A 22,831-nucleotide genomic window follows, 5' to 3' on the forward strand; every position below is an offset into this window, starting at 1 on the left:
TACGACGTTGATAGGTTGGGTGTGTAAGCGCTGTGAGGCGTTGAGCTAACCAATACTAATTGCCCGTGAGGCTTGACCATATAACACCCAAGCAATTTGACTACTCGAAAGAGCATCAGATTGCGGTGTGTGAAGACGAAAGAACCGAAAGTTCGAATCTTACAAACACCGAAAGCTATCACATACCCAATTTGCTGAAGCGAGGCCAACTGGCCACGACTCGGTACCCGAATTTCTTGACGACCATAGAGCATTGGAACCACCTGATCCCATCCCGAACTCAGCAGTGAAACGATGCATCGCCGATGGTAGTGTGGGGTTTCCCCATGTGAGAGTAGGTCATCGTCAAGATTGAATTCCGAAACCCCTGTCTGCTGACGCAGACAGGGGTTTTGTCGTTTCAGGGCCCTGTAGGTTACTTCGAGGTCTTTCTGGCCTGAGCTTCAGGGCTGTCTAGGTAGCGTGTGATGACTTGCACCGCACGGTTCAGGTGGAGCTCCAGCAACTGAACAGAGCGTTCCACATTCCGCTCCCGGGCTGCATGCAATAGAGCTCTGTGGTCGTCCTGGGATAGCTTGCCGAGGCCCATGGCCTCCAGGTTGAAACGCAGGAAGCGCTCCTCTTCATTCAACCCGTCCTCAACCAGCTGCAACAGCCGGCGATTGGGCGCCCTGCTGTACAGCATCATATGGAAGAGACGGTTGAGACGGCCGATTTCGGTGTAGTCGTGTTCTGTTTCGAGTTCTTCGATGTATCGTTGGGCCTGTTCGATGTCCGCATCCTGGAGCAATGGGATCGACAGGCGTAGCGCTTCCGACTCCAGGAGAATGCGCAAGGCGTAGGTTTCCACGGCATCACCCTGGACCAGCGGAGCGACGACGGCACCTTTATGGGCTACAACATTAAGCAGTGCTTGTGCCTCGAGCTGGCGCAGGGCTTCGCGCACCGGCATGCGACTGACGCCGAACAGGTCGGCCAGGTCTTGCTGACGCAGTGCAGCACCACAAGGGATGCGCCCGTCCAGGATGGCCGAGCGCAGGGTTGCTTCGATCACCGAACGCGCCAGATGTGCGGGAATCGGCCCGTTGATCTTGATACTGCTAAGAGGGTTGGGCTTTTGTGTCACTACAACGCACCCTGATTCAGAGGTTTTGGATCCAAATGACACTAGTGACTGCCTGACGGGAAGTCAAACAAGCAGTAGCTCACCTGTCTTTAGTTTAGCGCGACGCCAATGATCTCATCGTGCCATTGTTTTTTTTCAGGCTAACCTTCACCATTCAATCGACTCCTTCCTGTCCACCCTGGATGCCTTTGCATTGACGGCACCTATAGCGATTCCCCGGATTCTAAGTTGGCTGTGCAGTGCATTACTGCTGGCTGGCGTGATGCTGGGCAGCCTGAGTGCCGACTGGGATTTTTCCCTGATCAGCCGGAAGGCGCAGGGGTTGTACGGGCCCTTGGGCCAGGGGCAGCAGCGCATTGACGACTGGCAGCAGCTATTGGCCAGCCAGAAGCAGCTCGGCGAGCTGGAGAAGCTTAATGTGGTTAACCGCTTCTTCAACAAACAGCTGCGCTACGTTGAGGACATAGACCTGTGGCGCCAGGTGGATTACTGGGAAACCCCGATCGAGGCGCTGTGGAAGGGCGCCGGCGACTGTGAAGACTACGCTATAGCCAAGTACTTCAGCCTGCGCCATCTCGGTGTCGCCAGTGACAAGTTGCGTATCACCTATGTAAAGGCTCTGACCCAGAATCGCGCGCATATGGTGCTGACCTACTACTCCAGCCCGGAGGCCATGCCACTGGTGCTCGACAGCCTGATCGACGTGATTAAGCCCGCCAGCCAACGAAAGGATCTGCTGCCGGTCTACTCTTTCAACGCAGAAGGGTTGTGGTTGGCTGGTGCCAAGGGCAACCAGAAGGTTGGTGATACCAAACGCCTTTCGCGATGGCTGGATGTACTGAAAAAAATGCAGGCCGAAGGTTTCCCGCTCGAGACGACTAATTAGGAGCACGCGCTCAGATGTCTTTGTTCAAACAGCTGTTGATTGCTATCTGTCTGTTCCTGGTAGTCGCTTTCACCGGCAGCTTCATGGTCAGCCTGGAAAGCTCGCGCACCCAGTACGTCAATCAACTGCGCTCCCACGCTCAGGACGCGGCGACGGCACTGGCGTTGTCCTTGACGCCGAACATCGACGACCCGGCGATGGTCGAGCTGTTGGTCAGCTCGATTTTCGACAGCGGCTACTATGCGAGCATCCGCGTAGTCGACGTGAAGACTGATCAGACGCTGGTTGAGCGTACGGGCATCCCTGCAGTCAGCAACGTTCCGGACTGGTTCGTCAAGCTGATAGGTCTTGAGGCTGCCGGTGGTGACGCGATAGTCAGCCGTGGCTGGGAACAGGCGGCGCGGGTCGAAGTGGTCAGCCATCCGATGTTTGCTCTGGCCAAGTTGTGGCAAAGCGCGTTGGGTAGCCTTGGCTGGCTGCTGATCTGCGGTGCGGTGAGTGCAGTGCTGGGCGCGTTGTTGCTGCGTCGGCAACTCAAGCCGCTCGATTATATGGTCCAGCAGTCCCATGCCATCGCCCGGCGGGAATTCCTGAGTCTGCCGGAATTACCGCGCACTCCCGAATTGCGCCGGGTGGTGCAGGCCATGAACCAGATGGTAGAAAAACTCAAAGCGCTGTTCCAGGAACAGGCCGAGCGCAGCGAAAAACTGCGAGCCGAATCCTATCAGGACACCTTGACCGGATTGGCCAACCGGCGCTATTTCGAGATGCAACTGAATGCGCGGGTCAGCAATCCTGAACAGGCCAGCTCCGGTTATCTGCTGTTGTTGCGGGTCAAGGATCTGGCTGGACTCAACCAGCGACTCGGCGGCCAGCGCACCGATGAAGTACTTAAAGCAGTAGGCGAGCAACTGTCGCGCGAATGCGCCAAATACCCGGAAACCCAGAACCTGGTCACTCGTATCCGTGGCGGTGAGTTTGCTGTGCTGGCACCGGGTCTGGTACGCGAAGAAGCACTGCATCTGGCCCAAAACCTGGACAGCGCCCTGGCGAGTCTGCACGCCACTGGTGCTACAGATGTGCCGGCAGTGGCCTCCATTGGACTGGCACCATTCGCCCATGGCGACTCACCGCAATCGGTGTTGAGCCTCGGCGATCAAGCATTGGCGCAAGCGGAAGGCCAGGGCGAGCAGAACTGGGCCTGCCTGGACCACAGTCTTTCGGCCAGCGTCGGCGACGATCACCACGCCTGGCACCGCTTGCTCGACCAGGCACTGAGTCAGCAGCGTTTCGACCTGTATTTCCAGCCGGTAGTGGCTGCCCAGGACACGCAGATGGTGCTGCATTACAAAGTACTGTCGCGTTTGCTCGACGAACAAGGCCAGACCATTCCTGCCGGGCGTTTCCTGCCATGGCTGGAGCGCTTTGGCTGGACCGCACGGCTCGATCGGCTGATGCTCGAGCGCGTGCTGGAGCAGATGCACGGACACGAAGAGTCACTGGCGTTGAACCTGTCATCGGCCACCCTGGCCGACCCCCAGGCGCTGAACAAAGTCTTCGAGATCCTGCGCGCTAACTCCAGCCTCGGCCCACGTCTGACCCTGGAAATCGGCGAAGAGCAACTGCCCGAACAGGCGGTGCTGGAGCAACTGACCCGACGCCTGCGAGAGCTTGGCTTCTCCTTGAGCCTGCAGCGCTTTGGCGGACGCTTTAGCATGATTGGCAACCTGGCACGACTTGGACTGGCATACCTGAAAATCGATGGCAGTTACATTCGATCGATTGACCAGGAGAGCGACAAGCGTCTATTCATCGAGGCAATTCAGCGGGCGGCGCACAGTATCGATTTGCCGCTGATTGCCGAGCGGGTCGAGACCGAAGGTGAATTGTCGGTGATTCGCGAGATGGGGCTTTATGGGGTGCAGGGGCAGCTGTTCGGTGAGCCCAAGCCCTGGGGATGAGCTGATGCCTGAAAAGATCGTTCGCGATACGGACGATCTTCATGGGTACCGGGAGGTCAGATCAACCCGGCTTCTTCTTCATCGATCAAATGGCTCAGGCCACCCAATGCTTCACGGGCTTGGGTCCGGTCCATGAGTTTTGCCTGGGCCGCCGGTGGCAGATCGGTGACGCGGATTACGCCTTTCTGGGTCAGCACCTGAATCAAGTCGTCGAGTACCCGGATCATTTCCAGGTCGCTCTGCTTGAGCTGCTTGAGGCTAGTCTCCACGGCCTCGTTAGCGTACCAGTCCTGGATTTCATGGTGGTCGGCCGGCAGCGTCTCCGTGGCCTCGGCGTAAGCCGCAGCTTCCACGCGAACCAACAGGCCCTGCGCATCGCGTTGCACGTAAAACATTGAGCATCCCTCGGAAATTAACCAGCATCATGCCGTCAGCAGCATAGGACAACTGTACGCGAGTATGCGGTGCGCCGACGAAATCGTCATCGGGCGGTAGCCGCAAACGTGACGACCGCCCCATAAGGGCGGTCGTTTTTACGCATCAGCTGTTGTTGTGGTCGACCTTGATGGTCGGGTCGCTACCGGCAATCAGGCTGTGCAGGTTGGCGCTCGACCAGTTGTTGCCTTCCAGTTTGATCGTCACATCCGGTGTGGCCGCTGCCGCGTCGCCGGAGTTGAACTTGCCGCCCGAGCTGACCTGCAGCGACGACACGCCATCGACCGTAGAGATCTTCAGGAAGTTGTCGATGGTGCTGCCGGTTTCGCCCTGCAACAGATCGCGCAGGTCGATGCGGTCGCCTTCGCTGGCCTTGAAATCCTTGATCACGTCGCTGCCGGTGTCGCCCGCCTTCCAGACGAAGGTGTCGCCACCGGATCCGCCGATCAGGATGTCATTGCCCTGGCCACCGGTCAGCGAGTCGTTGCCGGTACCACCCAGCAGGATGTCATTGCCTCTGCCGCCGTCGAGCAGATCGGTACCGCCTGAACCGAACAGGATGTCATTGCCCGCGCCGCCCAGCAGGGAGTCGTTGCCATCATGGCTACCCGATACATCGAACGCTGTGTAGTGCTCGGTGATGTACTGGTGCACATTGCTGGTGGTGACTTTGCTGACGTCTACGCCGGTCTCTTTGGCGACGAACGCCTGCATCGCCGGATAACCCTCGCCGGCGATGCCGTTGAAGCTCACCAGGTCGCCGAACAGGATGTCGTTGCCATTGCCGCCATTGACGATGTCGTTACCCGGCATGGTCGCTTCGGTATGACCGATGATCGAGTCGGCAAGGTTCTTTGGATCGATGTCGGTCTGCGGCGTTCTATCCGAGTCGTAGGGCCTCAGGTCGCTGAGCGTCACGTCCTTGTTCAGGCCGATAGCTTCCACCGCCGACACCTTGGCCAGGAGCGCGAAGCCATCGGAGGAGTTGTCGATGGCGTCGGAACCGGTGCTGTTGCCGGTGCCGTCGCGACTGGACAGCTCATAGGTGCCGTTGCCCTCGGCGCGAATGGTACCCAGATCATCACTGCTCCAGTAGTTGCCAAGCCATGAGGACTTGTACGTCTGCAGCGTGACCGTGCCATCGCTATCGATGGACAGTTTGTGAGTACTGTCCAGAGTGGCGCTGTAGGTCTGCCCCAGTTTGTAATTGCTGGTGGTGATAACGTCGTCGAACTTCACGTTGCCGTACAAGGTCGGGTTGGTCAGCTCACCGCTCTGGTAGTAAGTCGGTTTGCCGTCGGTGATGAAGTACGTGAGGTTCGTCGCCCCGGAGTTGGCCTTCGCCTCGGTGCTCTGGAACCAGTTGGCCGTGGTTTTGAACACGTCCTCGTAGTTAGTGCCGCCGCCGGAAGCCATCGAATCCAGCACCCCTTTGAGCAGGGTCAGGGCATTTGGATCGTTCAGGTTGACCGAAACAGACTTGTTGACCTGGCTATCGAAGTCCGCGAGGAAGATGTTCACGGTGCCCGAGTTTCCACCCATGCTCTGCTTGAGCGTGTTGAACACCGACGTCAGCGAGGTCTTGGCCGCGCTGATCGACGACGCGCTCATACTGCCCGAACTGTCGACCATGAACGCAATGTTGTAGTTGGTGCCCGGCACCACCGTCAGCCCGCCGATGTCGGCGATCATGATGTCGTTGCCGTCGGTGCCGACGACATTGTCATTACCGGTGGTGCCAGTGACCGAGTTATAAACCGCCGGATTAATCGCGATCGGAATCTGAGTGGTATTGCTGGCCGAACCACCTTGGCTTTCGGTCGAGACTGCCGTGACTGTCAGCGTGTTGGTACCGGTGGCGTACGGTGCCGGGGTGTAGCTCAATTTGCTTACATCCCACCCGCTGAGGTTCACGACGGTATTACCGAGCGTGCCGGTAAAGGTGTGCGTGCCGTCGGTCAAGGTCGCACCTGCCGGGATGCCGCCGATCGAGGTAATGGTCTGTGTTTCAGAGCCATCAGTGTCCGCGGACGTTACCTTCAAGCCCAACGCAATGCTGCCGTTTTCGGCGACCTGTGTCGTGGTGGCGGACACGATCGGTGCATCCGCGACCGCGGTCACACTGATGTCTAGCGTGGAGTTTGAACCGGTGCTGGTGATGTAGGTGACAGTCGGAACCTTGCCGCTCCAGTTGTTGGCGGGGGTAAAGCTGTATTCACCGTTGGCACCGAGAGTCAGCTTGCCGACGTTCAGTATCGTGGCGGTACTCCCTGCCGTGTACTCCACGCCACCCACCGTGAACTTGGCCACGCTGAGGGCGTTATCCACATCGCGGTCGTTGGTCAGTACGTTGCCGGTGGCGATCGTGTCCTCAAGGGTAGTTTTGAGGTCAGCAGCCAGCACGCTCGGGTCATCGACCGGTGTAACGCTGATGTTCAGGGTCGAAGTGTCGTTGGTGCCCGAGCCGTCGGTGAGGGTGTAGGTCACGGTCGGCACAGTGCCGTTGTAATTGGCRGYYGGGGTGAAGGTGTAAGCACCGTTCGCTCCGATGACCAGGGTACCGACGTTGGCGATGTTGGCGGTCTGGCCGGCGTTGAACGTGCCGGTGACGCCAGCGACGCTGAAAGTGACCACGCTGACCGAGCCATCGACGCTGGTCGTACCCGTGAGGACGCTGCCGGTGAGGGCGGTGTCTTCGAGGGTGGAGACCGATTCGCTGGCGTCGCTGAAGCTGTCGTCGACCGGGGTGACGCTGATGTTCAGGGTCGAGGTGTCGTTGGTTCCCGAGCCGTCGGTGAGGGTGTAGGTSACSGTYGGCACYGTGCCGTTGTAATTGGCAGCCGGGGTGAAGGTGTAAGCACCGTTCGCTCCGATSACCAGGGTGCCGACGTTGGCGATGGTGGCGGTCTGGCCTGCGTTGAACGTGCCGGTGACGCCAGCGACGGTGAAGTTAACGACGCTGACCGAACCGTCGACGCTGGTTGTGCCATTGAGGACGCTGCCGGTGAGGGCGGTGTCTTCCAGTGTGGAGACCGTTTCGTTGGCGTCGGTGAAGCTGTCATCGACCGGGCTGACGCTGATGTTCAGGGTCGAGGTGTCGTTGGTGCCCGAGCCGTCGGTGATGGTGTAGGTGACCGTTGGTACCGTGCCGTTGTAGTTGGCGGCCGGGGTGAAGGTGTAAGCACCGTTAGCACCGATCACCAGGGTGCCGACATTGGCGATGGTCGCGGTCTGGCCGGCGTTGAAACTACCAGTGACGCCAGCGACGGTGAAGTTAACGACGCTGACCGAACCGTCGACGCTGGTTGTGCCAKTGAGGACGCTGCCGGTGAGGGCGGTGTCTTCCAGTGTGGAGACCGATTCGCTGGCGTCGGCGAAGCTGTCATCGACCGGGGTGACGCTGATGTTCAGGGTCGAGGTGTCGTTGGTTCCCGAGCCGTCGGTGACGGTGTAGGTSACGGTCGGYACYGTGCCGTTGTAATTGGCAGCCGGGGTGAAGGTGTAAGCACCGTTCGCTCCGATCACCAAGGTGCCGACGTTAGCGATGTTGGCGGTCTGACCGGCGTTGAACGAACCAGTGACGCCAGCGACGCTGAAAGTGACCACGCTGACCGAGCCATCGACGCTGGTCGGTGCCGACGTTAGCGATGTTGGCGGTCTGACCGGCGTTGAACGAACCAGTGACGCCAGCGACGCTGAAAGTGACCACGCTGACCGAGCCATCGACGCTGGTTGTGCCAGTGAGGACGCTGCCGGTGAGGGCGGTGTCTTCCAGGGTGGAGACCGATTCGCTGGCGTCGGCGAAGCTGTCGTCAACCGGTGTGACGCTGATGTTCAGGGTCGAGGTGTCGTTGGTGCCCGAGCCGTCGGTGACGGTGTAGGTGACGGTCGGCACTGTGCCGTTGTAATTGGCGGCCGGGGTGAAGGTATAAGCCCCGTTTGCGCCAATGACCAAGGTGCCGACATTGGCGATGTTGGCGGTCTGGCCGGCAGTGAACGTGCCAGTGACGCCCGCGACGGTGAAGTCGACCACGCTGACCGGGCCATCGGCACTCGAAGTACCGGACAACACGTTGCCGGTAGCCGCGGTGTCTTCCAGGGTGGAGACCGTTTCGTTGGCGTCGGTGAAGCTGTCGTCGACCGGGGTGACGCTGATGTTCAGCGTCGAGGTGTCATTGGTTCCCGAACCGTCTGTAACGGTGTAGGTGACCGTTGGCACCGTGCCGTTGTAGTTGGCAGCCGGGGTGAAGGTGTATTCACCGTTCGCTCCGATCACCAGGGTGCCGACGTTGGCGATGGTCGCGGTCTGGCCGGCGTTGAACGTCCCAGTGACGCCCGCGACGGTGAAGTCGACCACGCTGACCGAGCCGTCGACGCTGGTCGTACCAGTGAGAACGCTGCCGGTGAGGGCGGTGTCTTCCAGGGTGGAGACCGTTTCGTTGGCGTCGGTAAAGCTGTCGTCGACCGGGCTGACGTTGATGTTCAGGGTCGAGGTGTCGTTGGTTCCCGAGCCGTCAGTGACGGTGTAGGTGACGGTCGGCACCGTGCCGTTGTAGTTGGCAGCCGGGGTGAAGGTGTATTCACCGTTCGCTCCGATCACCAGGGTGCCGACGTTGGCGATGGTCGCGGTCTGGCCNTGGCACCGTGCCGTTGTAGTTGGCAGCCGGGGTGAAGGTGTATTCACCGTTCGCTCCGATCACCAGGGTGCCGACGTTGGCGATGGTCGCGGTCTGGCCGGCGTTGAACGTCCCAGTGACGCCCGCGACGGTGAAGTCGACCACGCTGACCGGACCGTCAACGCTCAAGGTACCGGACAACACATTGCCGGTCGCCACGGTGTCTTCGTTGACCGTAACGGTTTCGTTGGCATCGGTAAAGCTGTCATCGACCGGGCTGACGCTGATGTTCAGGGTCGACGTGTCGTTGGTTCCCGAGCCGTCGGTGACGGTGTAGGTGACTGTTGGCACCGTGCCGTTGTAGTTGGCGGCTGGGGTGAAGGTGTAAGCACCGTTCGCACCAATGACCAGGGTACCGACGTTGGCGATGGTGGCGGTCTGACCAGCGTTGAACGTACCAGTAACGCCAGCGATGGTGAAGTCAACCACGCTGACCGTGCCGTCGACGCTAGAGGTACCCGTCAACACACTACCGGAGACTGGAGTCTCTTCTGCGGTGGTCACGCTTTCGCTGGCATCGATGAAGCTGTCGTCGGCCGGCGTGACGCTGATGTTCAGGGTCGAGGTGTCGTTGGGTCCAGAGCCGTCGGTGACGGTGTAGGTGACCGTGGGCACAGTGCCGTTGTAGTTGGCAGCTGGAGTAAAGGTGTATGCACCATTCGCTCCGATCACCAGGGTGCCGACGTTAGCGATGTTGGCGGTCTGACCAGCTGTGAAGGTGCCATTGACGCCTTCGACGGTGAAGTTGACCACAGTGACCGTGCCATCAACGCTCGAAGTTCCGGACAGCACGCTGCCGGTGGCCACGCTGTCTTCCAGGGTGGAGACGGTTTCATTAGCGTCAGTGAAGTTGTCGTTGACCGGCGTAACACTGATGTTCAGCGTACTGCTCGAGCCAGTATTGGTGGTGTACGTCACCTGTGGAACGTTGCCATTCCAGTCAGCAGCCGGTTTGAAGCTGTAGTCGCCGTTGCTGGCGATGATCAGCGTTCCGACACCGGTGATGGTTGCGGTCTGACCCGCCGTGAAGCTGCCGTTGACCCCATTCACGCTGAAGCTGGAGACGCTCAGGGCATTATCGACATCGTGGTCGTTGGTCAGCACGTTGCCGGTTGCGTTGTGGTCTTCGCTGACGGTGTTCTGGTCTGCTTGCAGTACGCTTGCGTCATTGACGGGCGCAACGTGCACCACCAGTGGCAGCGAGGTGCTGGCGCTTTGGGCATCGCCGTCTTTGGCGGTGGCCGTTACGGTCAGGGGGATGTCGCCATTGAAGTTCGTTGGCGGTGTCAGCTTGAGCGTGGACAGGTTCCAACCCGTAATGTCCACCGACGTCGAGCCGTCGGCAGCGTTAAAGGTGTGGGTGCCATCGGAGAGCGTGGAACCCGCTGGCAAGCCGCTCAGAGTGAGAGCGAGCGTTTCCGAACCGTCGACGTCATTGGTGTGTGCCTGGATGGTCGATAGCAGGATCGCATTGTCTTCGAGGCCCGAGTTGAGCACCTGAGTGACATTGATATTGTCCAGCAGGCCGCCCACGCTATTGCTGTCCCCAGCGCGGAACTCGAGCTTCTGATTGCCATCGGCAGTGACCGGAACGTCGAAGCTGTAGTGCTTCATGCCGGTGGCCGAAGTGTTCAGCGTGCCAATGAGTTGGCCACCCCAGTACACATTGATGAGCGCATTATCCACGCCGGCACGCGGTGCATAGTCGAGCGACACGTTATAAGTGGTGCCGGCCTTGGCATCGATAGTGGTGTAGAGGTTGCTCGCATCACCGGTATTGCGCTCCAGTTCAATGACCTGGTTATCGCCGCCGGCACCGTAGACGCTGGCCTTGCCGATTTCGACCATGCCACCGCTGTTGTCAGTGTGCCAGGCACCATTGCCGAGCTTGCTGACATTGACGTTGCTGTTATAGGAGCCGTTAACAGCGACTTCCTGTAAGTCGGTCGAAGCAACCACGCCGCCACCGGTCAGTGACAGGCTAGGGGTGTCGGTTACTGGCGCAACGACGATGGTTCCGGTCGCGGAAGACGCGGAAGGCAAACCGCCGTTGTCGGTCGCGTTATAGGTGAAGCTGGTGGTACCGCTCCAGTCGCCGGTTGGCTTGAAGTAAATCGTTGCGCCGTTGGCGGTAGCGGAGATCACGCTGCTGGCGGTCAATGCGATTGTCCCGGCGGCGTCGGCGTAAAAACTGCCATTGGCCGGCAGGCTGGTCAGGCTGAAGTGGTTGACGCTGCCGTCAATGTCATTGCCGCCAAGCTGCACGGCGATCAATTGATCTTCATTGCCGTGGGCCGAAGTGGAATTGACGGTCGGAGCGTCGTTGACCGAATTGACCGTGATATCCAGCGTGCTGGTGGAGTTGGTGTTGGTGGTGTAGCTGATCTGTGGAACGTTGCCGTTCCAGTTCGCGGCCGGGGTGAAACTGTAGTCGCCGTTAGTGGCGATAGTCACAGTACCGACTCCGGCGATAGTCGCGACCTGGCCCGCGGTAAAGGAACCGGTGGCGCCTTGCACAGTGAATGTCGCGACACTCAGAGCGTTGTCGACATCGCTGTCATTACCCAGCACGTTGCCGGTTGCAATGTGGTCTTCATCGACGGTGTTGGTGTCCGCGATCAGCACACTCGGGTCATTGACCGGGGTGACGCTGATGTTCAGGGTCGAGGTGTCATTGGTTCCAGAGCCGTCAGTGACGGTGTAGGTCACGGTCGGCACAGTGCCGTTGTAATTGGCGGCCGGGGTGAAGGTGTACGCACCGTTCGCTCCGATGACCAGGGTGCCGACGTTGGCGATATTGGCGGTCTGACCGGCTGTAAAGGTCCCATTGACGCCTTCGACAGTGAAATTGACCACGCTGACCGAACCATCGACGCTGGTCGTACCAGTGAGGACGCTGCCGGTGAGGGCGGTGTCTTCCAGGGTGGAGACCGTTTCGTTGGCGTCGGTGAAGCTGTCGTCGACCGGGGTGACGCTGATGTTCAGGGTCGAGGTGTCATTGGTTCCTGAACCGTCAGTGACGGTGTAGGTCACGGCCGGCACAGTGCCGTTGTAATTGGCGGCAGGGGTGAAGGTGTACGCACCGTTCGCTCCGATGACCAGGGTGCCGACGTTGGCGATGGTCGCGGTTTGGCCAGCTGTGAAGGTCCCATTGACGCCTTCGACGGTGAAATTGACCACGCTGACCGAGCCATCGACGCTGGTCGTACCAGTGAGGACGCTGCCGGTAAGGGCGGTGTCTTCCAGGGTTGAAACCGTTTCGTTGGCGTCGGTGAAGCTGTCGTCGACCGGGGTGACGCTGATTTTCAGGGTCGAGGTGTCGTTGCTTCCCGAACCGTCAGTGACGGTGTAGGTCACGGTCGGCACAGTGCCGTTGTAATTGGCAGCCGGGGTGAAGGTGTAAGCACCATTCGCACCGATCACCAGGGTGCCTACGTTGGCGATGGTCGCGGTCTGGCCAGCTGTGAAGGTCCCATTGACGCCTTCGACGGTGAAATTGACCACGCTGACCGGGCCGTCGACGCTCGAGGTCCCCGCCAATACGTTGCCGCTGGCCGTGGTGTCTTCGTTGATCGTGACGGTTTCACTGGCATCGATGAAGTTGTCGTTAACCGGCGTGACGCTGATGTTCAAGGTCGAGGTGTTGTCGGTGCCCGAGCCGTCGGTGACGACGTAGGTCACCGTTGGCACCGTGCCGTTGTAGTTTGCGGCCGGGGTGAAGGTGTATGCACCGTTCGCTCCGATCACCAGGGTGCCGACGTTGTCGATGGTCGCAGTCTGGCCGGCAGTGAACGTACCAGTGACGCCAGCGACGGTGAAATTGAGCACGCTGACCGGGCCATCGACGCTCGAAGTGCCGGACAACACGTTGCCGGTAGCCACAGAGTCTTCTTTGATCGTGACGAATTCACTGGTATCGATGAAGTTGTCGTTGACCGGTGTGACGCTGATATCCAGGGTCGAGGTGTCGTTGCTGCCCGAACCGTCGGTGACGGTGTAGGTCACCGTTGGCACCGTGCCGTTGTAATTGGGCGCCGGAATGAAGGTGTACGCACCGTTCGCCGCGATCACCAGGATCCCGACGTTGGCGATAATTGCCGGGACACCTGCCGCGTAAGTGGTCGCCCCGACGGTGAAATTGAGCACGCTGACCGGGCCGTCGACGCTCGAAGTGCCGGTCAGCACGTTGCCGGTCGCCCAAGTGTCTTCGTTGATCGTGACGGCTTCATTGGCATCGACGAAGTTGTCGTTGACCGGCGTGACGCTGATTTTCAGGGTCGAGGTGTCGTTGCTTCCCGAACCGTCGGTGACGGTGTAGGTCACGGTCGGCACAGTGCCGTTGTAATTGGCGGCCGGGGTGAAGGTGTAGGCACCGTTCGCTCCGATCACCAGGGTACCGACGTTGGTTATGGTCGCGGTCTGGCCGGCGGTGAACGTGCCAGTGACGCCAGCGACGGTGAAGTTGAGCACGCTTACCGGGCCGTCGACGCTCGAAGTACCGGTCAGTACATTGCCGGTAGCCACCGTGTCTTCGTTGATCGTGACGGTTTCACTGGCATCGACGAAGTTGTCGTTGACGGGTGTGACGCTGATGTTCAGGGTCGAGGTGTCGTTGGTTCCGGAGCCGTCAGTGACGGTGTAGGTAACCGTTGGCACGGTGCCGTTGTAATTGGCGGCCGGAGTAAAGGTGTAAGCCCCGTTCGCTCCGATGACCAGGGTGCCGACGTTAGCGATGTTGGCGGTCTGACCGGCGGTGAACGTGCCAGTGACGCCGGCGACGGTGAAGTCGACCACGCTGACCGGGCCGTCGACGCTTGAAGTTCCCGCCAATACGTTGCCGCTGGCTGTGGTGTCTTCGTTGATCGTGACGGTTTCGCTGGCGTCGGTGAAGCTGTCGTCAACAGGTGTGACGCTGATATTCAGGGTCGAAGTGTCGTTGGTTCCGGAACCGTCAGTGACGGTGTAGGTAACCGTTGGCACTGTGCCGTTGTAGTTAGCGGCCGGGGTTTGTAGTTGGCGGCCGGGGTAAAGSTGTACGCGCCATCGGCACCGATGACCAGGGTACCGACGTTGGCGATGGTGGCGGTGGTGCCTGCGGTGAACGTRCCASTGACGCCTTCGATGGTGAAGTTGACCACGCTGACCGGGCCATCGACGCTGCTCGTTCCACTCAGGACGCTGCCGGTGACCGGAGCGTCTTCGGCGGTGGTCACGGTTTCGCTGGCATCGGTGAAGCTGTCGTCGACCGGAGTCACGTCGATGTTCAGGGTCGAGGTGACGTCAGTGCCGGAGCCGTCGGTGACGGTGTAGCTGACGCTTGGAACGTTGCCGTTGTAGTTGGCGGCCGGGGTGAAGGTGTATTCACCGTTCGCTCCGATCACCAGGGTGCCGACGTTGGCGATGTTGGCGGTCTGACCGGCGGGCCGGGGTGAAGGTGTATTCACCGTTCGCTCCGATCACCAGGGTGCCGACGTTGGCGATGTTGGCGGTCTGACCGGCGGTGAACGTGCCACTGACGCCTTCGATGGTGAAGTTGACCACGCTGACCGGGCCGTCGACGCTGCTCGTTCCACTCAGGACGCTGCCGGTGACCGGAGCGTCTTCGGCGGTGGTCACGGTTTCGCTGGCGTCGGTGAAACTGTCGTCGACCGGGGTGACGTTGATGTTCAAGGTCGAGGTGACGTCAGTGCCGGAGCCGTCGGTGACGGTGTAGGTAACCGTTGGCACTGTGCCGTTGTAGTTGTGTACGCGCCATCGGCACCGATGACCAGGGTACCGACGTTGGCGATGGTGGCGGTGGTGCCTGCGGTGAACGTACCAGTGACGCCTTCGATGGTGAAGTTGACCACGCTGACCGGGCCATCGACGCTCGAAGTACCGGACAACACGTTGCCGGTAGCCGCGGTGTCTTCGTTGACCGTAACGCTTTCGCTGGCGTCGGTGAAGCTATCGTCGACCGGGGTAACGTTGATGTTCAAGGTCGAAGTGGCGTCAGTGCCGGAACCGTCGGTGACGGTGTAGCTGACGCTTGGCACGCTGCCGTTGTAGTTGGCGGCCGGGGTAAAGGTGTAGGCGCCATCGGCACCAATGACCAGGGTGCCGACGTTGGCGATGGTAGCGGTGGTGCCGGCGGTGAACGTACCAGTGACGCCTTCGACGGTGAAGTTGACCACACTGACCGGGCCATCGACGCTCGAAGTGCCGGACAACACGTTGCCGGTAGCCGCGGTGTCTTCGTTGACCGTAACGGTTTCGCTGGCGTCGGTGAAGCTATCGTCGACCGGGGTAACGTTGATGTTCAAGGTCGAAGTGACGTCAGTGCCGGAACCGTCGGTGACGGTGTAGCTGACGCCTGGCACGTTGCCGTTGTAGTTGGCGGCCGGGGTGAAGGTGTATTCACCGTTCGCTCCGATCACCAGGGTGCCGACGTTGGCGATGTTGGCGGTCTGACCGGCNAACGTTGCCGTTGTAGTTGGCGGCCGGGGTGAAGGTGTATTCACCGTTCGCTCCGATCACCAGGGTGCCGACGTTGGCGATGTTGGCGGTCTGACCGGCGGTGAACGTGCCACTGACGCCGTCAACCGTGAAATTGACCACGCTGACCGAGCCGTCGACGCTGTTCGTTCCGCTAAGGACGCTGCCGGTGACTGGAGCGTCTTCGGTGGTGGTCACGGTTTCGCTGGCGTCGGTGAAGCTATCGTCGACCGGGGTAACATTGATGTTCAAGGTCGAAGTGGCGTCAGTGCCGGAACCGTCGGTGACGGTGTAGCTGACGCTTGGCACGCTGCCGTTGTAGTTGGCTGCCGGGGTGAAGGTATAAACCCCGTTGGCTCCGATCACCAAGGTGCCGACGTTGGCGATGGTCGCGGTGCTGCCAGCGGCGTAGGTGGTATCACCGATGGTGAAGTTAACCACGCTGACCGGGCCGTCGACGCTCGAAGTACCCGACAACAGGTTGCCGGTGGCGACGGAGTCTTCGCTGACCGTAACGCTTTCGCTGGCGTCGGTGAAACTGTCGTCGACCGGACTGACGTTGATGTTCAGGGTCGAAGTGACGTCACTGCCAGAGCCGTCGGTGACGGTGTAGCTGACGCTTGGCACGCTGCCGTTGTAGTTGGCGGCCGGAGTAAAGGTGTACGCGCCATCGGTACCAATGACCAGGGTGCCGACGTTGGCGATAGTCGCGGTGCTGCCAGCGGCGTAAGTAGTTTCACCGATGGTGAAGTTAACCACGCTGACCGGGCCATCCATGCTCGAAGTGCCCGACAACACGTTGCCAGTCGCCGCGGTGTCTTCGTTGACCGTAACGCTTTCGCTGGCGTCGGTGAAGTTGTCGTCGACCGGGGTGACATCGATGTTCAGGGTCGAGGTGACGTCCGTACCGGAGCCGTCAGTGACGGTGTAGCTCACTGTCGGCACGCTGCCGTTGTAGTTGGCCGCCGGGGTAAAGGTGTAGTCGCCGTTAGCCCCGATCACCAGGGTACCGACGTTGGCGATAGTCGCGGTGCTGCCGGCGGAGTAAGTGGTTTCACCGATGGTGAAATTGACCACGCTGACCGGGCCATCGACGCTCGAAGTACCCGACAACACGTTGCCGGTAGCCGCCGAGTCTTCGTTGACCGTTACGGTTTCGCTGGCGTCGATGAAACTGTCGTCGACTGCAGTCACGGTCAGATCCAGTGTGCTGGTCGAGCCGGTGTTGGTGGTGTACGTGATTTGCGGTACGACGCCGTGGTAATTGGCGTCCGGAGTAAAGGTGTAGTTGCCATTGGTGCCGATGGTCACGGTACCGACCCCGACGATAGTCGCTGTCTGGCCTGCGGTGAAACTGCCGGTCACTCCGGCGACGGTGAAGCTGGCGACGCTGAGTTGCGAGTCAGCATCGCTATCGTTGTTCAGTACGTTACCCGTCGCGACGCTGTCTTCGGCCAGTGAGCCAGTATCAGCGGTCAGGACACTCGCAGCGTTGCTGGTAGTGGTGTTCTGATTGCCGATATCGAGCGTGGTGATTGCGGCAGCGGAATCAGGACCGTCGGTTGGGAAACCAATGGTTGCGTCTACCCGGCCAGCAGTGGCATCGAGCATAACAAAGCTGTGACCGCCACCGGCGGCACCACCATTAGAGCCCGCCGCAGCCGGACCGGCAGCGGTAGCCTCAAGTGCCGTAGTCGGGTCGACGCCGGCGGCGATAGCTTGTTGCAGTTCATCAACGGATGGCGCGGCTTGCGCGGTGGCTTCTGCCAGATCGCTGCTGGAGTCCGCAGCGCTGGCGCTCCATTGGGTTTCACGTCCCAGATCCAGGGTACGGCCGTCAGCCAGTTCCAGGGACACGGCGCCGGACAGGCCCGTGTCAATCTGGTCGCCGACGGACAGTCGGTCGCCTTCAACGAGTACGCGGCGCACGCCCTCTGGTGACACCACGAAAACTTGACCGACAATGCTTTTGACGACGGCAACAACACTGCTCATTGAAGACTCTCCGGGTGTCACATTTAGTTGACTTACATTGACCTGAGGGGGGACTTATCAGATCGGGGACGCAATTTTTAAAAGTAGTACAAATACTTGACGCTACTTTGCGCCAATATATTGTCTATATTCTTTGGCTATTAACTTTATGCCAAACTATTGACCTTCTTGGATCCATCCTAAACAATCGTCCCAATAATGTCACATTGATATTTGATGGGTGGCCTGCCCTAGGCGCGTGATTCAGTTCCGCTTTTGAACTTTCCGACATGCGGTCATCCCACCTGCCATCTTCCGACACGGCGTTTTCATTCGCGCTGATTCAAGACAAGTAGTTCTGGGAAATTCCTACCATGCGTCCGCTTTTGTTCATGGCTATACCTTTCGCTCTCACCGCCTCTGTTGTTCAAGCGCAATCCTTACCGCAAGCCATGCAACAGGCGCTGGATGTCCATCCGGAGGTCCAGGCAGGCGTAAACAGCCGATTGGCCGCGGATTATCAGTTAAAGGCTGCGAAAGGGGGATACCTGCCCAAGGTTGACCTGCTGGGCGGTTATGGCCGTGAAGGCACTGATAGCGTGACCACCCGAGGCGATGGCAGCAATAACCACTACGAAACCCTGAACCGCGGCGAGTCAAATTTACGTCTGTCGCAAATGGTCTTCGACGGTTTTGCGACGTCGAACGAAGTGGGGCGCCAACAAGCCACCGTCAACTCCCGTGCCTACTCGTTGCTTGGCACCTCCGAACGCACCGGGCTGACCGTGGCCCAGGTTTATCTCGACGTGCTGACTCGCCGTGAGTTCGTACGCCTGGCCGAAGACAACCTCAAAAGCCACCAGCGCATTTACGATCAGATACAGCTACGCACCCAGCGGGGCGTCGGCAGTGGTGCCGACCTTGACCAGGCCGAGGCCCGGATGGCCCAGGCCCGTAACAATCTGCTCACTGAGCAGACCAACCTTGCTGATGCCGAGACCAATTACCTCAGTGCTGTCGGTCAGATGCCCGATCAGCTGGAGCGCCCGGCGCCATTCATGGCGTTATTGCCGGCCGATCTGAACGAAGCCCGCGCGCAGATGCTGGAAAACAGCCCGATCCTGCGCTCGGCCGAGTCCGACATCGCTGCTGCGGAAAAGCAATATGAGACCGCCAAGTCGACATTCTATCCACGTGTCGATGCTGAGTTGGGTTCCACCGCCGACAACAATATTGACGGCCAGGCCGGCCATAACAACGAATGGCAGGCTATGCTGCGTATGCGCTTCAACCTGTATGCCGGCGGCAGCAACAAGGCTGATCTGGAATCTCGGGCCTACCTGTCGAACCAGGCGCTGGACATCCGCAACAACGCCCTGCGCCAACTGAATGAAGAACTCGGCTTGGCCTGGAATGCCTTGAACAACGCCAACGCTCAGGTACCAATTGCCCAGCAGTACGTCGATCGCAGTACTTCAGTGCGAACTGCCTACCAGCGTCAATTCAGTCTCGGCGAACGTACCTTGCTCGACTTGCTCGACAGTGAAAATGAACTGTTCACCGCATCGCGGCGTTTAGCTGAGATCAAAAACATTCAGTTATTTACTCAGTATCGAATCAAGGCGACCATGGGCGAGTTGCTCAAGAGCCAGGGAGTGGTGGCACCGTTGGCATCCGTTGTGCAGAACGATGTGAAGCCCAAGGTGCAGCTACCCGGGATGAATTGAGTTATCCCTTTCAACTGCTAAAGAGTGTCGAGCGTGGAATCAGAAATCAGTCGAGTAAATCTCAGTCATGATCCACGCGCATTGCACGACGATCCGTTGCTGGACGGTCTGCTCGCTCTTTGCATGCTGCACCAGAAGCCCGCCAGTGCGGCGATGCTGACAACCGGCCTGCCACTGCCCAAACAACGCTTGAGCGTCGAGTTGCTACCCCGGGCGGCAGCTCGCGCCGGGCTTCAGGGCCGGGTGCTGCAGCGCAAGCTGGAAGATATCCCGGCCATCGCCATGCCGGCCCTGTTGCTATTAAAGGATGGCCGCAGTGCTGTACTGCTCGGTTGGCAAGGTGAAGACCAGGTCCGGGTGCTGCTCAGCGAAAGCGACGGCGGTGAATCGCTGGTCAGCCGCGAGTTGCTGGCTGACGACTACATCGGCAAAGTCTTTTTCGCCCAGCCGCAGCACAAATTCGACGTCAACCACGGCACGCTGATTCCGCGCGCACGCTCGTGGTTCCGCGATACCCTCAAGCGTTCGCGCTGGCTGTATGCCGACGCCATCGCTGCCAGTTTCCTGATCAACATCATCGCCATGGCCGCGCCGCTGTTCGTGATGAATGTCTATGACCGTGTCGTACCGAACCAGGCTGAAGCCACCCTGTGGGTGCTTGCGCTCGGCATCACCGGCGCCTACATCTTCGACCTGATCCTCAAGAGCCTGCGCAGTCTTTGCCTGGATCTGGCCGGCAAGAAAACCGACCTGATCATCTCCGCCACGCTGTTCGAGCGCATTGTCGGCATGGCCATGAAATACCGTCCGGCGCGGGTCGGCAGCTTTGCCCAGAACATCCATGAGTTCCAGAGCCTGCGCGACTTCCTCGCCTCGCTGACGCTGACCAGCCTGATCGATCTGCCGTTCACCATCCTGATATTTATGGTGATCGCGATACTCGGCGGGCATCTGGTGTGGATTCCGGTGCTGGCATTCCCGATTGCCCTGGCTATTGGCTACGCCTTGCAGAAACCCTTGGTGGCAACCATGGAACGCACCATGGCGCTGGGTGCCGAGCGTCAATCGAGCCTGATTGAAACCCTCGCCGGTCTCGACGCGGTCAAGGTCAACAACGCTGAAAGCGAACGCCAGTATCAGTGGGAGCAGACCATTGGCACCCTCAGCCGCCTTGAACTGCGGGTGAAAATGCTCTCCGGTCTGGCGATGAACATTACCCTGCTGATCCAGCAACTGGCCGGGGTGATCATGATCGTCTTTGGCGTGTACAAGATCATCGCCGGTGACCTGAGCATGGGCGGTCTGATCGCCTGCTACATGCTCAGCGGCCGCGCGCTCAGCCCGCTGGCGTCGCTGTCCGGCTTGCTGACCCGCTACCAGCAGGCACGCGTGACCATGACCTCGGTCGATCAAATGATGGAGTTGCCTCAGGAGCGCAATTTCGAGGAGCGCCCGCTCAGCCGCAAGGTACTGCAGGGTGCCATCGAATGTCGGCAGCTCAACTTCACTTATCCGCAACAGCAGAATCTGGCGCTGAAGAACATCAACCTGGTGATTCGTCCCGGCGAGAAAATCGGCATCATCGGCCGTAGCGGCTCGGGCAAGAGTTCGCTGGCGAAGCTGCTGGTGGGGCTGTACCAGCCGGACGACGGTGCGTTGCTGGTCGATGGTGTGGATATCCGTCAGATCGATGTCAGCGAACTGCGCTACAACATCGGCTACGTGCCGCAGGACATCCAGTTACTCGCCGGCACCCTGCGCGACAACCTGGTATCCGGTGCGCGCTATGTGGAAGACGAGTTAGTGCTGCAAGCCGCGGAGCTGGCCGGTGTCCACGAATTTGCCCGTCTGCACCCGCAAGGCTATGAGCTGCAGGTCGGTGAGCGTGGGCAGAACCTGTCCGGTGGCCAGCGCCAGAACGTTGCCCTGGCCCGTGCGCTGCTGCTCAACCCGCCGATCCTGCTGCTCGATGAACCGACCAGCGCGATGGACAACACCGGCGAAGAACGCCTCAAGCAACGCCTGGCGGCGGTGATTGAAAACAAGACCGTGGTGCTGGTGACGCACCGGGCGTCGCTGCTGTCGCTGGTTGATCGCCTGTTGGTGATCGACCGTGGGCAGATTCTCGCCGATGGCCCGAAAGCCGTTGTGATGGAAGCGTTGAAGAAGGGGCAGATCAGTGTTGCTTAAGTCGGGTTTCAAGGACTCTATCCGCCGTTACTTCAAGGGCTCCGCATCGCTGCAAGGCCAGCCATTGCCGGAAGTGAACAAGGCGCTGATCGAAGATGCGCCGCGCGTGGTGCGGCTGACCATCTGGGCGATCATCGGTTTCTTCGTGTTCCTCATGCTTTGGGCCAACTTCGCGGTCATCGACGAAGTGACCAAGGGTGATGGCAAGGCGATTCCGTCGTCGAAGATCCAGAAAATCCAGAACCTTGAAGGGGGGATCGTCGCCGAACTGTTCGTCAAGGAAGGCCAGATCGTCGAGGCTGGCGCCCCGCTGATTCGCCTGGACGATACGCGTTTTGCTTCCAACGTCGGCGAAACCGAGGCTGACCGGCTATCGATGCTGTTGCGCGTAGAGCGGCTGAGCGCCGAGGTCGATGACCGACCGCTGAATTTCCCCGCAGACGTACTCAAGGCGGTTCCGGGGCAGGCCCAGAGCGAAGAATCGTTGTACATCAGCCGCCGCCAGCAATTGCACGACGAGATTGGCGGCTTGCAGGAGCAACTGATCCAGCGTCAGCAAGAGCTGCGCGAGTTCACCTCCAAGCAGGCACAGTACCGCCAGCAACTGAGTCTGCAACGCCAGGAAATCAACATGTCCGAGCCGCTGGTGGCTCAGGGCGCGGTATCTCCGGTGGAAGTATTGCGCCTCAAGCGTGCCGAAGTGGAGACCCGTGGTCAGCTCGATGCCACCACCTTGGCGATCCCCCGTGCCGAATCGGCGATCAAGGAAGTACAGCGCAAAATCGACGAAACCCGCGGCAAGTTCCGTAGCGAAGCCCTGACACAACTCAACGAAGCGCGCACCGACCTGAACAAGGCCCAGGCCACTGGCAAGGCCCTGGAAGACCGGGTCAGCCGTACGCTGGTCACTTCACCGGTGCGAGGGATCGTCAACAAGCTGCTGGTCAATACCATCGGTGGGGTCATCCAGCCAGGCAGTGATCTGGTGGAAATCGTGCCGCTGGACGACACCTTGCTGGTCGAGGCGAAGGTCCGTCCACAAGACATCGCCTTTCTACACCCGGGGCAGGAAGCGACGGTGAAATTTACCGCCTATGACTACACCATTTATGGCGGGCTCAAGGCCAAACTGGAACAGATCGGTGCCGATACCATCACCGACGAAGACAAGAAAACCACCTACTACATCATCAAGCTACGTACCGATCGTAGTCACCTTGGCTCTGACGAAAAGCCGCTGCTGATCATCCCGGGGATGGTCGCCTCGGTAGACATCATTACCGGCAAGAAGACCGTGCTCAGTTACCTGCTCAAGCCAATCATTCGGGCCCGGGCCGAAGCGCTGCACGAACGTTGATTGTTCAGCTAGGCTGCTGGCATTG

The 22,831-nt window shown here is 59.8% G+C and carries 12 protein-coding genes, 2 rRNA genes and 3 pseudogenes; 7 read left to right on the forward strand and 10 right to left on the reverse strand.

Translation table 11 applies throughout. From position 1 onward, the window contains the following. Both ASE98_RS13885 and rrf read left to right on the forward strand, forming a co-directional pair. Positions 1–80, forward strand: a 23S ribosomal RNA gene (locus ASE98_RS13885); the annotation flags it as partial. A gap of 155 nt (positions 81–235) precedes the next feature. Beyond that, positions 236–351 (forward strand): 5S ribosomal RNA (gene rrf / locus ASE98_RS13890). Positions 352–415: 64 nt separating this feature from the next. Here rrf and ASE98_RS13895 read toward each other — a convergent pair. Beyond that, entirely contained in the window at positions 416–1,126 is a 711-nt protein-coding gene (locus ASE98_RS13895) for a GntR family transcriptional regulator (protein WP_060541903.1), read from the reverse strand. A gap of 262 nt (positions 1,127–1,388) precedes the next feature. On the opposite strand from ASE98_RS13895, the gene lapG reads away from it, so the two are divergent. Next, entirely contained in the window at positions 1,389–2,012 is a 624-nt protein-coding gene (gene lapG / locus ASE98_RS13900; protein ID WP_371318058.1) for a cysteine protease LapG, read from the forward strand. A 14-nt stretch (positions 2,013–2,026) separates the two neighbouring features. Then, positions 2,027–3,973 carry a cyclic di-GMP receptor LapD gene (gene lapD, locus ASE98_RS13905; protein WP_060541905.1) on the forward strand — a complete coding sequence of 649 codons (1,947 nt, stop codon included), beginning with the start codon at positions 2,027–2,029 and terminating at the stop codon, positions 3,971–3,973. 56 nt (positions 3,974–4,029) lie between these two features. Here lapD and ASE98_RS13910 read toward each other — a convergent pair whose 3' ends face one another. From ASE98_RS13910 to ASE98_RS27745, 9 genes and pseudogenes are all read right to left on the reverse strand, one after another. Next, positions 4,030–4,368, reverse strand: a complete 339-nt coding sequence (locus tag ASE98_RS13910; protein WP_060541906.1) for a hypothetical protein — start codon at positions 4,366–4,368, stop codon at positions 4,030–4,032. Between the two features lie 145 nt (positions 4,369–4,513). Continuing rightward, positions 4,514–8,014, reverse strand: a complete 3,501-nt coding sequence (locus tag ASE98_RS13915; protein ID WP_060541907.1) for a beta strand repeat-containing protein — start codon at positions 8,012–8,014, stop codon at positions 4,514–4,516. Beyond that, positions 7,947–9,044: tandem-95 repeat protein (locus tag ASE98_RS13920; RefSeq protein WP_236707798.1), on the reverse strand; the 1,098-nt coding region annotated here is incomplete at its 5' end. The genes ASE98_RS13915 and ASE98_RS13920, both read right to left, overlap by 68 nt. A gap of 1 nt (position 9,045) precedes the next feature. Then, positions 9,046–14,064 (reverse strand): annotated as a pseudogene (locus tag ASE98_RS27735) (beta strand repeat-containing protein); the annotation flags it as partial. Further along, on the reverse strand, positions 14,004–14,528 hold the full coding sequence (locus tag ASE98_RS13930; protein WP_156465501.1) for a cadherin-like domain-containing protein: 525 nt from the start codon (positions 14,526–14,528) through the stop codon (positions 14,004–14,006). The gene ASE98_RS13930 and the pseudogene ASE98_RS27735, both read right to left, overlap by 61 nt. Continuing rightward, positions 14,446–14,811: an Ig-like domain-containing protein gene (locus ASE98_RS13935; protein WP_156465502.1), complete on the reverse strand. Its 366-nt coding sequence runs from the start codon at positions 14,809–14,811 to the stop codon at positions 14,446–14,448. The genes ASE98_RS13930 and ASE98_RS13935 overlap by 83 nt, the downstream gene beginning before the upstream one ends. Continuing rightward, on the reverse strand, positions 14,751–15,539 hold a 789-nt coding region (locus ASE98_RS13940), incomplete at its 5' end, for a cadherin-like domain-containing protein (protein ID WP_236707799.1). The genes ASE98_RS13935 and ASE98_RS13940, both read right to left, overlap by 61 nt. Before the next feature lies 1 nt (position 15,540). Then, a pseudogene (locus ASE98_RS27740) lies at positions 15,541–16,446 on the reverse strand (cadherin-like domain-containing protein); the annotation flags it as partial. Then, a pseudogene (locus tag ASE98_RS27745) lies at positions 16,426–17,553 on the reverse strand (retention module-containing protein); the annotation flags it as partial. The pseudogenes ASE98_RS27745 and ASE98_RS27740, both read right to left, overlap by 21 nt. A gap of 353 nt (positions 17,554–17,906) precedes the next feature. On the opposite strand from ASE98_RS27745, the gene ASE98_RS13950 reads away from it, so the two are divergent. Genes ASE98_RS13950 through ASE98_RS13960 form a run of 3 tightly spaced genes read left to right on the forward strand, consistent with a single transcriptional unit; the run spans position 17,907 to position 22,806 of the window. After that, positions 17,907–19,259 (forward strand): TolC family outer membrane protein, encoded by a 1,353-nt coding sequence (locus ASE98_RS13950; protein ID WP_060541914.1) that lies wholly within the window; start codon positions 17,907–17,909, stop codon positions 19,257–19,259. 33 nt (positions 19,260–19,292) lie between these two features. Beyond that, the gene (locus ASE98_RS13955; protein ID WP_060541915.1) at positions 19,293–21,449 is read left to right on the forward strand and encodes a type I secretion system permease/ATPase; all 2,157 of its coding nucleotides are present in this window, start codon (positions 19,293–19,295) and stop codon (positions 21,447–21,449) included. Next, positions 21,439–22,806: an HlyD family type I secretion periplasmic adaptor subunit gene (locus ASE98_RS13960; protein WP_060541916.1), complete on the forward strand. Its 1,368-nt coding sequence runs from the start codon at positions 21,439–21,441 to the stop codon at positions 22,804–22,806. Before ASE98_RS13955 ends, ASE98_RS13960 begins: the two co-directional genes overlap by 11 nt. Positions 22,807–22,831: the final 25 nt, after the last annotated feature.

Source organism: Pseudomonas sp. Leaf48, from assembly GCF_001421885.1.
GTDB lineage: Bacteria > Pseudomonadota > Gammaproteobacteria > Pseudomonadales > Pseudomonadaceae > Aquipseudomonas.

Excerpts from the sequence above, each read along its gene's own strand:
- lapG (WP_371318058.1), top strand. The coding sequence starts at position 1,389 with ATGCTGGGCAGCCTGAGTGCCGACTGGGATTTTTCCCTGATCAGCCGG.
- lapD (WP_060541905.1), top strand. The coding sequence starts at position 2,027 with ATGTCTTTGTTCAAACAGCTGTTGATTGCTATCTGTCTGTTCCTGGTA.
- ASE98_RS13910 (WP_060541906.1), bottom strand. The coding sequence starts at position 4,368 with ATGTTTTACGTGCAACGCGATGCGCAGGGCCTGTTGGTTCGCGTGGAA.
- ASE98_RS13950 (WP_060541914.1), top strand. The coding sequence starts at position 17,907 with ATGCGTCCGCTTTTGTTCATGGCTATACCTTTCGCTCTCACCGCCTCT.